The organism is Streptomyces sp. NBC_00310 (assembly GCF_036208085.1).
Lineage (GTDB): Bacteria > Actinomycetota > Actinomycetes > Streptomycetales > Streptomycetaceae > Streptomyces.
The window spans coordinates 10,653,022-10,667,068 of sequence record NZ_CP130714.1 but is presented as its reverse complement, the minus strand read 5'-3'; the positions used below and the strand labels follow the sequence as shown (position 1 = coordinate 10,667,068).

Genomic DNA, 14,047 nt, shown 5'->3' with positions numbered 1-14,047 from the left:
TATGCAGCGCTGGCGCGCTGCATAGTGACGCCCTCCGCTTCGCTTTCGGGCGTGGCTCCGCTGACGCTCCGCCAGATTCCCCCGCAAGCGGGGGAATCGAATTCCGCAAGCGGAATTCTGAGTGCATGTCAATTCGCGCAGCGCGAATTGAGGGAATCCCGCAAGCGGGATTCCTGAGGCTGGCAGTAAGGGGTGGGTGCATCGCGCGCGGGACTGTGTAGGGCTTGGGATTCCCAGTCACCACCTCTGTAACGGATGTGACGGGTCGTCGGCCTGACGGAGTGCCGGCCTCGTTTGTAGTGACGGGTTCCGCTGCGCTCCACCCTGAACCCCTCCCCCCACTGTCTAACCTGTCCCGACGTGTTCACCAATGGCCTGTCAGCATACAGGGCAACCGGCCGTTCGTGAGTGAGATTGAGTCACTGTGCCACCTTCGGGTGCGAAGTTGGTGTGCGAGTGATGCATCACGAGTCGTGACTGTGTAGAGTCTGGGATCAGATGCTACACCCCTACCGTCGCGCACCTTGCGCCTTGGATTCCAATTGTTATTACGCGCCGCATTCCGCGAAATGGAGAGCACGGGGCATGGCCGTGAAGTTGCGTGATCACCAGATCGAGGCCGTTGCCGCTATTGTGCGGGGTCTTGATGTTCCGCCGGGTGGTATTCCCTGGAATGGTCTTCGTGGGCAGGTGCACGCGGCGTGTGGGACGGGGAAGACCATCATGGCTGCCGCGTCGGCGAGGCGGCTTGTGCCCAGGGGGCGTGTGCTCGTGCTGGTGCCGACGCTGGATCTTTTGGCGCAGACGGTGAGGGCGTGGCACGAGGCTGGACACAAGGGGCCGGCGGTGACGGTGTGTTCGCTCCAGGACGATCCGGGGCTGTGGTCGTTGAAGGTGCGCTCCACGACGAACCCGATCCAGTTGGCGCTGTGGCACGGGCAGGGGCCGGTGACCATCTACGCGACGTACGCCAGCTTGGGTGTCCTGGCGGAGGCTTTCGAGGGTGTCTACGGTCAGAAGCTTGATCCAGTAGACCTTGCGGTGGTTGATGAGGCGCACCGGACAAGTGGCTCAATGGGGAAGGCGTGGGCGGACATCCACGACCAGAGCGTCATCCCGGCCTACCGGCGGCTGTACCTGACGGCGACGCCGCGGATCTGGGAGGAGCGGCTGAACCGCGAGGTTACGGAAGGGGTGCGGGATCCGCTGCCGCGTGAGATGGCGGCGTCCATGGACGACGAGAGGGTCTTCGGGCCGGTCCTGTACAAGCTCTCGCTCGCCTCTGCCGTTTCCCGGGGCTTGTTGGCGCGGTACCAGATCATCGTCCTGGAGCTGAAGGACCCGGTCGTCACGCCGGAGCGGCTGATGGGCGAGGAGCGGCACAGCGAGGAGGTCCGCGGTCAGCGGCTCGGGGCGCTGCAGGCCGCGTTGCTGCACACGATGGCGCAGCACGACCTGTCGACGTGCATCACCTTCCACCACCGCACCATCGAGGCGCAGGCGTACGCCGAGGGCCTGGAGCGCGTCGCGGCGAAGCTGCACGCCGACCAGCCCGAGACATACCCGAAGCGGATCTGGGCCAACTGGCTGTGCGGCGAGCACGTCCCCGAACGCCGGCGGGAAGTCCTCGGCTCGTTCGGGACCACGGCGCAGCGGGCCGTGCTCTCCAACTGTCGGGTCCTGGGCGAGGGTGTCGATATTCGAAGCGTGGATTCAGTCGCCCTCCTGGACCCCAAGGGCGCGCCGCACGACATCGTCCAGGCCATCGGCCGGGCGCTCCGGCAAAAACCCGGGCAGGGCAAGCTCGCCTCTCTGATCGTGCCGGTATTTCTCCAGCCGGGCGAGCAGCCGGAGGACATGTTCACCTCGGGGTCGTATCGCCCTTTGGTGAAGGTATTGGAAGGTCTACGGGCTCACGACGAAGAGGCCGTGGAGTTGCTTGCGATTCCGCAGGAGCCGCAGAAAGACGTCGCGCAGCCGTCCGTGAACATCGGTGTCGCGCCGGAGGAGGGCGAGGAAGAATCCCGGCTGCTGCTCCGTTTCGCCGCCCCCAGGGATCCGGTGATGGTCGCGGACTGGGTGTCCTTCAACGTCATCGACACCGAACGCCAGGACTGGGCCCGCGGCTGGGCCGCACTCAAAAAATTCACCGAACGGGAGCGGCACGCCCGCGTGCCCTACGGACACCGCGAGGGCGCGACACCGCTTGGACAATGGGTCGCGGAACAACGACGGGCCTACGGGGCGGGGCAGATGACCGGCCAGCGCGCGAGGCGACTCGAGCAGTTGGGCATGGTGTGGTCCCTGGCCGATGAGCGGTTCCAGGAGAACCTGGAAGCCGCGAAGGCCTACTACGACCAGCACTGGACGCTGTGCGCGCCCCGGCCCGCGACCATGCTCGACCGGCCGTTGGGGATGTGGCTCGCGAATTTGAGGCGGCCAGGTGCACTCGACGGACACCCTGAGTGGAAGGCGGCGCTGGAGGCCGTGGACGAGGACTGGAACCCGGAGTGGCCGGCGGAGTGGCAGCGGCACTACGCCGCGCTGCGCGAGCTCGTACGCGACGAAGACGGACAGGCCGACGTCCTGCCCGGCCTCACCGTCCACGGCATGGACATCGGGAAATGGCTGGCCCGACAGCGGAAACCGGCAGTCTGGCAGGCCCTGACCGACGGACAGCGCGAGCGCCTGGAGCAGCTCGGCATCACACCGCTCGCCCCGGAGCCGGAGGAGCCCGCAAGGGCTTCTACGACGTTCGAGCGGGGCGTCGCGGCCCTCGCGCAGTACAGAGCCCGCACCGGCACCGTGACCGTCCCACGCGGGCACACAGAGTGGCTGGAAGACGGAACCGAGGTCCGACTCGGGGTATGGCGCAGCAACATGCGCAGCAGGCGAGACTCGCTGCCCGATACGCGGCGCCAGCTGCTCGCGGACCTCGGTCTGTTCGACTGAGGGATGGCTCAGTGGCTGGTCGACGCGCTGCGTGGCGGGGGGCTGCTGGACGGGACTTCTGATCGCAGAGTTCTGTCTACGTCCCCGCTTCGCTCAGGAAACCGGCTCGGGAACGTCACCCGGCTTGACCGGCACGATCTCGACACGTGTGCAGCCCACAGCTTTGAGTTCGGTGCGGCGACACTTCGCCGACCGTTTGTCGTACCTGCCGGCCGACGCCTGCGGGGCACCGTCAGGGTCGGTCCACAGCAGACCGTAGTGCTGCATCACGCTCGTCATGGCGATCACACTTCCCCTCCCCCGACGGCCATAAGCACGCTGCGCGAAGCTCACCGCCGGCAAACTCACCGCACCCGCCGCGCTGGAATGGGCGCAGAAAGGTTAAGGAGTGGGATAAGTTTGTGGTTAAGGACTGCCTGGAGCAAGGGTGCAGGGTCATGCCATCCGAGGAAGAGCTGTTCGCGTCCGTTGACGCTCTGCTGAACGAGGAGCCGCACCTGCCGCCACCGGCGGAGCGTGCCCGGCTGCGTGAGGCCGCCGGCATCACGCAGGCCCGCCTGGCGGCCGCGTTGAAGACGACGACCCAGTCGGTGAAGAACTGGGAGAACGGCCGCAGCGAGCCGAAGTCGCCGCGCCTGGATGCCTACCAGCGGCTGCTGAACGGGTGGGCGGCGAAGTACCCCGCCCCCGGCACAGCTCCGACAGCTCCGGTTGCCGCGACCGTGCCTGCGGCGTCTGCCGAACCGGGTGCGTCCAGGGCGGAGACGGCAGATGCCCCGGCCCCGCAGGCTTCCGCCGTTCCGGCTGCGGCGCCGGCACGCCCCGCCACCCCCCGGCCCGCCACCGCATCGCGGCGTCCGGCCACGAAGAGGGCGGCGCAGCCGGCAGCAGATCCGCGCTTCCCGCACGGCCCGCTCGCGGTCCTGGACGGTGACGGCTGCGCGTACGGCACGGGCGGGATCGTGCTGGACTGCCCGGCGGCCACCGTTCCGGAGTTGGTGGAGTGGACGCTGCGCGAGTCCGGCCTCGGTGCCGCGAAGCTCAACCGCTACGGCAAGGACTCCGACCCGCTGATCGTCCTCACCGCCGCAGCCGCCGTGAAACTCGGACTGCCCGAGCGCCTGGAAGGCCACGAACAGCGCCGCTCCCTGCGCCTTCCCGAGGATCACCCGGTGGTCAAACAGGTGGTGAAGGCGAAGTGGCGGCTCACCCAGCGCGGGTTCGGCCCGTGGGCAAGGATCTACCGCAAGGCCCAGGGCCGCGACCGGCAGTGCGTGCAGCTCGCGATCCTGTCCTGGGACGCGCTCGATGAGCGGTCCTGGCCCGGGGTGGCGGAGATGGAGCCGGCCGACGTCGCCCGCGTCCTCGGCGTGTACGCGACCCGGGTCATCACCCCGCGCGGCTCCACAGCCGTATCGGGCCTTGAGCTGATGACCGCGCTGCGCCCGCCCACCCGCGCGGTGCGCGACGAGGCGAGCGGGAACTGGGTGCCCGGCCACAACCCCGGCAGCCTTGGCACCGAGCCGATGGACCCGGCGCCGCCGGAGGCCACCCCCGAGCACCCGGTCGTCGTGGACAGCGGCTGGAGCGGCGGGTTCTTGAACGAGGAGGCGTACCAGTGGGTGCGGCCGGTGGACCTGCTGAGCGATGAGGAGTGCACACTGCCCTTCGCGGTCGGCCTGGACCTGAACACGGCGTTCCTCGCCGCCGCGGCCCGCCTGGTCGTCGGCCTGTCCGGCCCCGACCACTTCCACGCCCCGACGTTCAACCCGAAGATCCCCGGGAGCTGGCTGGTCGACCTGTCCCACGTCGAGGTGGACCCGCGCCTGCCCTCACCGTTCACCCCGGACGGCACCCGGCCGACCGGACCTGCCTGGTACCAGACACACACCGTCGCCTACGCCCAGGAACTCGGCCACAACGTCCAGCCCCTGGAGGGGTACCTGCGCCGCGAGACCGGCGCCTACCTGGACCCGTGGCACGACCGCCTCAAGGAGGCGTACATCGACACCCTCGCCGACCTCGGCGTCACCAAGGAACTCACGGACGTGCAGTTCCTGGCGGCGATGGAGCGGCACAAGGACACCGACCCGGCCATGGCGGCGGTGCTGGCCGCCATCAAGGCCACCGTCAAGGGCGGCATCGGCAAACTGCGCGAACGCCCCCAGGGCAAGAAATACAAGGAGGGCGAACGGTGGCCGGCCCTCCAACGCCCCACCTGGCGCCCCGACATCCGCGCCGCCGTCATCTCCAAAGCACGGGTCAACATGCACCGCAAACTGCGCAACATGGCCACGATGACGGGGCTGTACCCGCTCGCCGTACTCTCCGACTGCGTCGTCTACCCCTCGCCAGGGGAGAGCCCGCTGGACTTCCTGCCCTACGCCGCATCGGGCAAGCCCCAGCCCGGCGGGTTCCGCCTCGGACCCACCCCCGGCCTGGCCAAGCTCGAAGGCGTCCAGTCGATGCTCTGGGCGGTCGACCTCATGGAACAGGGCCACAACCCCGCCCGCCACATCAAGGGCGGCGACGCCGTCCACGACGAAGGAGAGTAGGCCAGTGCCCGACACCGGCCCGACGCACACGACCCGGACCCCGCCGGCCGACACGAGCGGCCAGGCCCCCACCGTCGAGAAGGGCTGAGCCGTGGCAGAGATCGACGACGCCATCGAACGCGCCGACCGGGAAGCCTTCACCCGCCAGCCGCCCAAGACACTCAAAGGGCAGATCGGCTACCTGATCAAGCAGCTCAAGACGACCCGGGCTGTCGCTGAGGAGATCGGGGTCAGCCAGCGGTCGGTGGAGCGCTACCGCAAGGGCGAACGCAAGCACCCGCCACGCGCCATCGCCGAACGGATCGACGCTGCCGTACGGACCCGCTGGCAGCCCCAGGTCCGCAAGCGCCGACAGAAGCAGGCCGCCACCGCGACCGGGATCACCGTGGAGACCCGGGCCCGGTTCGGGTACACCGCACCCGTCGGCACCACCGACGACGGAAGATTCCGGCGCCTGACGGTGCACCTCCCCCCGGCGTACGCACAACGCCTGTTCGACGCCCGCAACACAGGCGCCAGCGACCAACAGATGCGCGGGATCATCGCCGAGGGATTCAAAGAGATCTACTTCCAAGACGGCGGAACCCGCGCCACAGGACTCTCCGACGTCACCCTCAACGACATCGACTACCTCGACCTCGACTACTGACGTGACGCTGGCCGCAGGCCAACACCTGCTTTGTGACTCAGCGGCGGACGAGGGCGGCAAGTTGGGAGGTGGCCTCTAGCCTTGTGCAGTCGGCCCTCGGAACCCGGCCAGCCCGCCGGACGCGAGCCACCCAGGCAGGGGCCCGCAGGCTGGTTGTGAGGCGCGTGGGGGGCTGGCACTGAGCAGGAGCAGGAAACGGCATCGGGGGTGTGGTGTGGCAGCGGGCGTGTTGCGGACCGTGCCGCTGGCCGGGGAGCTGACCGCATCGTTGATCAGCCGTGTGGCGGCCCGCTACGGTCTCCCGACCGCCGGTGTGCTGCGGCTGTGGACATGCCGCAACTCTCCCGCCCGGCACGACGGCGGCGGTGCGCGGGCGGACGCGGAGGTCGTCCTCAACGGGGCCGGGCGGGGTGTGCTCGCCGAGCTGTGCAGGGTGGAGCCCAAGGTACTGGCGCGCGCTTTGCCTGCCTTCACCATGGACGACCCCAAGATCAGCACCGGCCGGGAGGCCGGGGTGGCACAGGCACGGTGGCGGGCGGCGGGCACGATGGCGGGTCCGGCCGCGTTCGGCTGCCGGCTGTGCACCGCGCGGCGCACCGGGCAGGCACTGCGAGCGGTGCGCTACCTGCCACGCTGGCATCGGGTCTGCCATAAGCACGGGCGCTGGCTGCTGGACGCGGACGCCGATCAGCCGCTGGAACACCTCGATCTGCGCCTGTCCCTCCCCTCGTAGCGTGAAGACCGTGACTGCAGGGGAAGTTGGGAGTCATGGCGGAGAAGCGACGGAAGTTCGATCCGGAGTTCCGTGAAGGTGCGGTACGGATCGTGACGGAGACCGGGAAGCCGATTGCCGAGGTCGCCAAGGATCTGGGCATCAACGAGACCACGCTGGCCAGCTGGGTCTCGCGCGCTCGCCGGGCAGGGACGGCGCCGGCCGGCGGGAGTGACGAGCTGGAGCGGTTGCGGCGGGAGAATGCCCAGCTCAAGCGGGACAACAAGGAACTGGTCATGGAGCGCGATGTCCTCAAACGCTGCATGGTCCCGTGGGTGAAGTAGCCGTGGCGGACCCGTCCCAAGTGGTCGGGGTGATCAGCGACTTCAGGACCGAGCACGGTATTTCGCACCGAGTCTCGTGCCGCGCCCTGGGCGTGAGCGAGTCGTGGTTCTACAAGCACCGCACCCGTCGGCCAACCCGGCGTGAAGTACGCCGTCGGCAGCTGGCCGAGGCGGTACGGGAGGAGTTCATCGATTCCGGTGGCACCTACGGCTCGCCGAAGATCTGGATCCAGCTGGTGCGGCAGGGCTGGCGGGTCTCGGTGAACACCATCGCCAAGCTCATGGCCGAACTCGGCCTGGTCGCCCGCAAGGTCAGCCACCGGCGCGGACTGACCCGGCCGGGAAGACGACCGGCCGCCCCGGACTTCGTCAACCGGGACTTCACCGCCGAAGCGCCCGACCTGGTGTGGTGCGGGGACATGACGGAGATCGAGACCGGCGAGGGCAAGGTGTATCTGGCCACGGTCATCGATCTGTTCTCCCGCCGCCTGCTCGGCTACGCGATGGGAGAGCGGCACGACGCGGGCCTAGTCGTGGCCGCCCTGCACATGGCCGCAGCCACCCGCGGCGGAAACGTGCGGGGCGTCATCTTCCACACGGACCGCGGCAGCGAGGGTGGATTCAACTGGTCGTCGCAACACTTTGATCTCGGAGGTGTGCGACGTGGCCACGGCGGACTGGAGTTTGAAGACCAGCGATGTTCCGGAGGGTCGGCGTCGGCAGTGGCGCGCTGATCGTGCGTTGCGGCCGGCGATGCGTTCGCCGGGGCGGCCTGATCCGTCTCGAGTCGTGCAGCGCCAGTTCTGGCGGCTGATCGCCACGGGGGTCACGACGGTGGAGGCGTCGTTGGCGGTCGGCGTGTCGTGGCCGGTGGGTGCGAGGTGGTTTCGTCACGCTGGCGGCATGCCTCCGATCTCGTTGGCCGAGCCCACGGGCCGGTACCTCGCGTTCGAGGAGCGCGAGGAGATCGCGATCCTCAGGGCGATGAACAAGGGCGTGCGCGAGATCGCCCGCGCCCTGGGGCGTGACCCCGGAACGATCTCTCGCGAACTGCGCCGCAACGCCGCCACGCGCGGCGGCAAGCAGGAGTACCGCGCGACGGTCGCCCAGTGGAAAGCACAGCAGGCCGCCAAGCGCCCGAGGACCGCGAAGCTCACAGGCAACGACAGGTTGCGTGAGTACGTGCAGGACCGGCTCGTCGGCAGTGTCCGCCGCCCCGACAACACGATCGTCGCCGGGCCCAGGACGCCCGCATGGAAAGGGCTGAACAAGCCGCACCGGCAGGACAGACGATGGGCGACGGCATGGAGCCCGGAGCAGATTTCGCACCGTCTCCATGTCGACTTCCCCGATGATGAGTCCATGCGCATCAGCCACGAAGCGATCTACCAGGCGCTGTTCATCGAGGGCCGTGGCGCGCTCAAGCGGGAACTGGTCACGTGTCTGCGCACCGGCCGGGCGCTGCGGACTCCCCGTGCACGGTCACAGAACAAACCGCAGGGGCATGTCACCGCGGACGTCATCCTCAGCGAACGCCCCGCCGAGGCCGCAGACCGCGCGGTCCCCGGACACTGGGAAGGCGATTTGATCATCGGGACGGGTCGCTCCGCGATCGGCACGCTGGTCGAGCGCAGCAGCCGCTCCACGCTCCTGGTGCACCTGCCCCGGCTCGAGGGCTGGGGCGAGAATCCGCCCGTGAAGAACGGCACCTCACTCGGGGGCTATGGCGCGATCGCGATGAACGCGGCGCTCACGACGTCGATGACGCAGCTGCCCGAGCAGCTACGCAAAACCCTCACCTGGGACCGCGGAAAGGAACTCTCCGGCCACGCCCAGTTCGCCATCGATACCGGGACGAAGGTGTTCTTCGCCGATCCCCACTCACCCTGGCAACGACCGACGAACGAGAACACGAACGGGCTGCTGCGTCAGTACTTCCCGAAGGGCACCGATCTGTCCCGGTGGTCGTCCACGGACCTCGAAGCCGTCGCCATGGCGATCAACAACCGGCCCCGCAAGACCCTCGGCTGGCGGACACCCGCCGAGGTCTTCGAAGAGCAGCTACGCTCGCTGCAACAGCCCGGTGTTGCAACGACTGGTTGAACTCGCCGAGTACGCCTCGCGGAGGTTCCGCCGGTCCTGCCGCAAGCTGGGCGTTTTCCAGTCCATGGGCCGGGTCGGATCTTGTTTCGACAACGCCGTCAGCGAGGCGTTCAGCTGGATCCAGCCGCGACGCATGCTGTGGCCGGTGATGCGGCGGACGGCGGCGCGGGCGGAACGCATCCTCGCGCGCCAGGTCTTGAGGATGGCGTTGGCTTTTCGGCGGTGGGTGCGGCGTCGGTGGCCGCGAGCGCCTCCTGGCCCGGGCGGCGGCGGCGCGCTCCGTACTCTCCAGTCAGCGTCACCGCACCAGTGATCATCCACGGGGCGGTGAAGGACATCACCGTCGAGGTGGTCCGACGCAACCCCGACGACGAAGGCAAGGGCTTCGTCCCGCAACCGAAGCGGTGGGTGGTCGAGCAGGTCAACGGCACCCTCATGCTGCACCGGGGCCTCGCCCGCAACTACGATCACCGACCCGACATCGCGGCCTACCGGGTCTACTGGGCCTCCACCGCCGGCATGCTCCGCCGCCTCACCACCCCTACCCCCACCGGGCGGGACGACGTGGAGCCGGCCGCGTGAACGCCAGCGAACTCCTGCGGCTGCTGCAGACCGAACACGATGAGACCGCAGCCCGCGCCGACAACCTGCGCGAGCAGATCGATCGGCTCACCACCGCCCTCGCCGAGACCGAAGCCCGCCTGGCCGAGCTCGCCGCCTGTCAACGGTCACGAAATTCTCCGCTTTCGGCCGGTTCCGCGTCACGAGATTCCCCGCCTTCGTGGTCACGGTTCCCCATGGGGACGGCGGTCGCGGACCTGTGCGCCATGCAGTCGTCGTTGGGGCGGGCAGCCGTCTCCTGCTGGCGATCGGACTGCCCACACCGGCGGAGGGCACCCGAAGCACCCCCGGTTGGTGTGCGGGCGGTGCTCTCACGGGTGCTGTGGCGTGGCCCGCAGTCCTTCGAGGAGTGCGGCCAAGTAGCGGTGTGCGGTGTCGAGCCGGTCGGCAGGTGTGCCGCCATGGACGTTGACGGAGTAGGCGATGCCGCACATGAGCGGGACGAGGTCGGTGGCGGCCAGGTCACGTCGAACCGCCCCGGCGTCGCGCGCCCGGTCGAGGAGTGCGGTGCCGACCGACTGAAGCGTCTCTTTGAGTTCCGTGGTGCGCGGCAAGGTGTCGGTGGCTGCGGCGGCGACCGGGGCCAGGGACGCGTCCGTGACCTGCGCTTCGACGGTGCGGAACAAGAAGGCTTCGAGCGCGCGCCGGGGATCGGTGTCGGCCAGCGCCTGCCGGCCGTGGGCGGCCAGGGCTTCCAGGCAGGGAGTGGCGACGGTCTCCAGCAGCGCCTCGGGGGTGGCGAAGTGGCGGTAGACAGTGCCGACTCCGAGTCCGGCGCGGCCGGCGACGTCGTTCAGTTGCAGGGGTGTGCCCTGGTCGACGAGGGCACGGGCGACAGCGACGATCCGGTCCCAGTTGCGGGCCGCGTCCTTGCGAAGGGGCGTCGTCATGGGGGACATGCTAATCGGATGACCCATCCGGATGATGTCGCCGCCGGTACCCGTGCCGCTCGGCGGGTCAGGTTGTCGTGAGGGGCGCGTGCCGTTCGCTGAGCCGGCGCACGTCCTGGGCGACGCGGGGGTCTGTGGCTGCGCGCAGAGGTTTCACCGGGTGGGTCTGGGCTCCGATGACGATGCCGGTCCGGCCCGTAAGGGTGGCGTCGGTGGCGGCGACGATCGAGGGCCGGGCAGCCAGGGACGCCGGACCCGAAGTAGAGCGTTCGAACTTGCGGCGTACCAGCGGCCAGAGCAGCCGCAGGGCTGGTGAGACGATCTTCGGATCGGTCATGGTGCCGTTGGTCATGTCGGTTGCGGCGCCTCCGGGGTCGGCGGCGAAGACAGAGACGGCCGTGCCTTGGAGCCGGGTGGCAAGGTCGAGCGTGTAGGCGAGGTTGGCGAGCTTGGCGCGGCCATACCAATGGAAGCCGTAGTAGCCGCCGGGCGGCTCAACGGTGTCGAAGGACCGCTTCGCAAGCCCGACTGCACTCGATGTCACGTTCACGATCCTGCTGGGGGTGTCGGCCGTCAGCGTGGGCAGTAGCAGTTCCGTCAGCAGGTACGGCGAGAGGTGGTTGACGAGGAACGACGCTTCGATCCCGTCCAGGGTCTGTGGCTGCGAGAACATCGCGCCGACGTTGTTGACCAGCGCGGTCAGGGGGTCGCCAGAAGTGGCATGTTCGGCGGCGATCTGGTCAGCGAGCGCGCGCACCTGGTCGAGCGAGCCGAGGTCGGCGGGCAGGAACCGCGCGGGATGGGACGGGTTCATCGCGTTGATTCGGTCGACCGCCTGAGCACCCCTGTCGGCGTTGCGTCCGACCACGGTGACGAAGAACCCGGCGTCGGCCAGCCCCAGGGCTGTCTCCAGTCCGATACCGGCTGTCCCCGCCGTGACCACGGCTGTCTTCTTCGTCATGTGCCCCTCCACCCGGTTATGCGGATAGCTCATCCGTTTACCGGGGACCGTAACACGCAATCGGATAAGCTATCCACTTATGTTTCCGGGCCGCGAAACAGGGCTGCAGGACGGCATGAAGCCGCTCCGATCCGAGCACGCCGGACGACCTGGGTGCCCGCCCATCGACCTGGCGGCCTACCAGCTCCACCACAACGGGCACCGGCCCCACCAGGCCCGCGACCAGCTACCACCCGACGCCCGCGAAAAGCCCGCCACCGTGCACGACCTCGACACCCGCAAAGTCCTGCACACCCGGATCACCGGTGGCCTCATCAACGAGTACGACGGATATACCGCGTGACGTGCAGCCACGACTTTTCGAGCGGCACAGGCGCCGGGGACCCTGCGAGGACGGGCTGACGACACCGAATCTCGCACCCCAGTAGTGGTTACCGAGGTTTTTATTCCGTTTTCGGTGGTGGCAGATGGTGATCCCTGTGGTGAGCGGCTGAGGCCGGGCCTTGTCGGACCCGCGTGGCCCGTGTCCAACTCCGGGGTCAGGGCCCTCTCCGTCAGCCTCCTCCCATCAGCCTGCGATCGCCCGCAAGATCGGCTGGCCGAGTGCGCCAAGCCAGCCCGCGAGCGCTCCGAGCGGCCCGATCAGCCCGGTGCCGGCCGTGACCAGCGCACCCGCCGAGGACAGCAGCCGGGTGATCCGGCCGAGCCGGCCCGCCACTGCCTCCCGGTCCGGCTCCGGCCGGGCGACCTCCTCGTCCAGCGAGTCCAGCTCGGCCCGCACCTCGGGCTCGATTGCCGGCGGCAGCGCCGTCCGCTCGATCGACGCCCTCAGTTCCCGGACCAGGCCGCGCACCTCCTGCCCGCCCGCCGTGAAGACGGCCGACTGGCCACCGTGAACGGTCTGGTTCCCGGCGACGTTGTTGACCACGCCGCCCTGCTGGTTGCCAATGTTGAAGGCCATGGCTCCCCATCTCCTCACCGCTGCCGCCAGGACGCCTGCCGCTCGGCATCCTCGAAGCGGCGGCGCCGGGACGTCGTCACGATGTGCAGAACGATCCCGATGACCGTCAGAACCGTCCCGATAGCCGCCATCGCGAACCCGACCGCCCCTACCGGCACCCCGGCCACCTTCGGTCCGAGCAGCTCCGGGGAAGAGTCGAAGGTCGAACTCCCCGACGAAATATCGTCGTTGGTCCCGGAAACGAATCGAATGATCACCCAGCCGTAGATCCCGCCCCCGACCAGAAAGAGCAGGAAGCCGAGCATGATCAGGTGTCGCGCCCTGGTACGGGTCGCGGCGATCTCCCTGAAAAAGCTCTCGCGCTGCGCCTGCTGAACGTAGTTGTACTGGTCCCCGGCGACATTGCTCAGCCGGTCGGCCTGCTGCTCCCCGATGTCGAACCGCCGCTCGCCGCCGGGCGGCGTACGGCCGGCCTCGCGCGGTGCCTGGCGGCCCGGCGGGCCGGAGGGCGGCGGCCCTGCGGCGGGAGCGCCGTGAGGCGTGGGCCCGGGCTCGGGGGCGGGGCCCCAGCCCGGCATGGTGTCCGAGGTACCGCCCGGGGTGCCGCCGGCTCCGGGCTTCGGGGCCTGAACGGTCCGGTCGGCGGAGCGCAGCTCTTCGTAATGCACCTCTAAGGGACCAAAATCCAGCACGTCACCCGAGTGCAGCACCTGCTGCCCGAGCACCGGGTGACCGTTCAGCATGGTGCCGTTGGTGGAGGCGAGATCCTCGACGGTGGTCCGGCCCGAGGCCCGCCACACCACCGCGTGCCGTCGGCTGACGCCCGGATCGCCCACCTGGATCTGGCAGTCGGAGTCCCGCCCGACCAGCATCGGCTGGTCGTCGAGGACGAAGACCCGGCCGCGCAGCCGGTCCGGGCGGTCGACCACGAGGTGCGGTAGGTCGCGCTCTCGCGGAGGAGGGTCCATGGCACGACCTCCTGCCTTGGCGAAGCATCCGGCGTCGGGCGAAACGATTCGGTCGCCTGTTCCGGTGATCCTCACCTTCCAGTAAAGGCCGATCGGCCCCGTCCTGCCACAGCATCCGGACGGCCGGAACTCGGCAGTGCGTTCGGCCGCCGTCCCCTCGGCCCGCAGCCCTCCGATCCCGACGGGCTGGTCTCCGCGACTCCGGCCCGTGCCCGTCCGGGCCGCCCGCCTCTCAGCGATCCACGGCGCCTTGATCCAGGACGCCGCAGCACCGCCGTGATCGCGCCGAAGGCTAGGCCGCGGGTCAGGTCACCGACTGTGCTGCCTGTCC

The 14,047-nt window shown here is 69.1% G+C and carries 13 protein-coding genes and 1 pseudogene; 9 read left to right on the top strand and 5 right to left on the bottom strand.

From position 1 onward, the window contains the following. Positions 1-585: 585 nt before the first annotated feature. Positions 586-2,952 (top strand): DEAD/DEAH box helicase, encoded by a 2,367-nt coding sequence (locus OG202_RS46285; RefSeq protein WP_328222102.1) that lies wholly within the window; start codon positions 586-588, stop codon positions 2,950-2,952. A 93-nt stretch (positions 2,953-3,045) separates the two neighbouring features. On the opposite strand, the gene OG202_RS46280 is transcribed toward OG202_RS46285, so the two are convergent. Next, positions 3,046-3,231 carry a hypothetical protein gene (locus OG202_RS46280; protein ID WP_327726184.1) on the bottom strand — a complete coding sequence of 62 codons (186 nt, stop codon included), beginning with the start codon at positions 3,229-3,231 and terminating at the stop codon, positions 3,046-3,048. 158 nt (positions 3,232-3,389) lie between these two features. Between OG202_RS46280 and tap the strand changes: the two genes are divergently transcribed. From tap to OG202_RS46245, 7 genes and pseudogenes are all read left to right on the top strand, one after another. Then, positions 3,390-5,507, top strand: a complete 2,118-nt coding sequence (gene tap, locus OG202_RS46275; protein WP_327726185.1) for a telomere-associated protein Tap — start codon at positions 3,390-3,392, stop codon at positions 5,505-5,507. A gap of 91 nt (positions 5,508-5,598) precedes the next feature. Next, on the top strand, positions 5,599-6,156 hold the full coding sequence (gene tpg, locus OG202_RS46270; protein WP_327726186.1) for a telomere-protecting terminal protein Tpg: 558 nt from the start codon (positions 5,599-5,601) through the stop codon (positions 6,154-6,156). 214 nt (positions 6,157-6,370) lie between these two features. Next, positions 6,371-6,889 carry a TniQ family protein gene (locus OG202_RS46265; protein WP_327726187.1) on the top strand — a complete coding sequence of 173 codons (519 nt, stop codon included), beginning with the start codon at positions 6,371-6,373 and terminating at the stop codon, positions 6,887-6,889. 35 nt (positions 6,890-6,924) lie between these two features. After that, entirely contained in the window at positions 6,925-7,212 is a 288-nt protein-coding gene (locus OG202_RS46260; RefSeq protein WP_327726189.1) for a transposase, read from the top strand. Continuing rightward, positions 7,200-7,946 (top strand): IS3 family transposase, encoded by a 747-nt coding sequence (locus OG202_RS46255; RefSeq protein WP_327732025.1) that lies wholly within the window; start codon positions 7,200-7,202, stop codon positions 7,944-7,946. The genes OG202_RS46260 and OG202_RS46255 overlap by 13 nt, the downstream gene beginning before the upstream one ends. Continuing rightward, positions 7,897-9,315 carry an IS30 family transposase gene (locus tag OG202_RS46250; RefSeq protein WP_443052335.1) on the top strand — a complete coding sequence of 473 codons (1,419 nt, stop codon included), beginning with the start codon at positions 7,897-7,899 and terminating at the stop codon, positions 9,313-9,315. Before OG202_RS46255 ends, OG202_RS46250 begins: the two co-directional genes overlap by 50 nt. Positions 9,316-9,624: 309 nt before the next feature. Further along, positions 9,625-9,897, top strand: a pseudogene (locus OG202_RS46245) (IS5/IS1182 family transposase); the annotation flags it as partial. Positions 9,898-10,247: 350 nt separating this feature from the next. On the opposite strand, the gene OG202_RS46240 reads toward OG202_RS46245, so the two are convergent. Further along, positions 10,248-10,826: a TetR/AcrR family transcriptional regulator gene (locus tag OG202_RS46240; protein ID WP_327726191.1), complete on the bottom strand. Its 579-nt coding sequence runs from the start codon at positions 10,824-10,826 to the stop codon at positions 10,248-10,250. Positions 10,827-10,893: 67 nt separating this feature from the next. Then, positions 10,894-11,769: an SDR family NAD(P)-dependent oxidoreductase gene (locus tag OG202_RS46235; protein WP_327726192.1), complete on the bottom strand. Its 876-nt coding sequence runs from the start codon at positions 11,767-11,769 to the stop codon at positions 10,894-10,896. A gap of 133 nt (positions 11,770-11,902) precedes the next feature. Here OG202_RS46235 and OG202_RS46230 point away from each other — a divergent pair, with 133 nt between their 5' ends. Next, a complete protein-coding gene (locus tag OG202_RS46230) occupies positions 11,903-12,130 on the top strand; it encodes a hypothetical protein (protein WP_327726193.1) in 228 nt (75 codons plus the stop codon). A 225-nt stretch (positions 12,131-12,355) separates the two neighbouring features. On the opposite strand, the gene OG202_RS46225 is transcribed toward OG202_RS46230, so the two are convergent. Both OG202_RS46225 and OG202_RS46220 read right to left on the bottom strand, forming a co-directional pair. After that, entirely contained in the window at positions 12,356-12,748 is a 393-nt protein-coding gene (locus tag OG202_RS46225) for a hypothetical protein (RefSeq protein WP_326585361.1), read from the bottom strand. 14 nt (positions 12,749-12,762) lie between these two features. Next, a complete protein-coding gene (locus tag OG202_RS46220; protein ID WP_327726194.1) occupies positions 12,763-13,716 on the bottom strand; it encodes an FHA domain-containing protein in 954 nt (317 codons plus the stop codon). Positions 13,717-14,047 lie beyond the last annotated feature (331 nt).

Coding starts and splice junctions, on each gene's coding strand:
- OG202_RS46280 (WP_327726184.1), bottom strand. CDS start 3,231: ATGACGAGCGTGATGCAGCACTACGGTCTGCTGTGGACCGACCCTGAC.
- OG202_RS46230 (WP_327726193.1), top strand. CDS start 11,903: ATGAAGCCGCTCCGATCCGAGCACGCCGGACGACCTGGGTGCCCGCCC.
- tap (WP_327726185.1), top strand. CDS start 3,390: ATGCCATCCGAGGAAGAGCTGTTCGCGTCCGTTGACGCTCTGCTGAAC.
- OG202_RS46220 (WP_327726194.1), bottom strand. CDS start 13,716: ATGGACCCTCCTCCGCGAGAGCGCGACCTACCGCACCTCGTGGTCGAC.
- OG202_RS46260 (WP_327726189.1), top strand. CDS start 6,925: ATGGCGGAGAAGCGACGGAAGTTCGATCCGGAGTTCCGTGAAGGTGCG.
- OG202_RS46240 (WP_327726191.1), bottom strand. CDS start 10,826: ATGACGACGCCCCTTCGCAAGGACGCGGCCCGCAACTGGGACCGGATC.
- OG202_RS46285 (WP_328222102.1), top strand. CDS start 586: ATGGCCGTGAAGTTGCGTGATCACCAGATCGAGGCCGTTGCCGCTATT.
- OG202_RS46225 (WP_326585361.1), bottom strand. CDS start 12,748: ATGGCCTTCAACATTGGCAACCAGCAGGGCGGCGTGGTCAACAACGTC.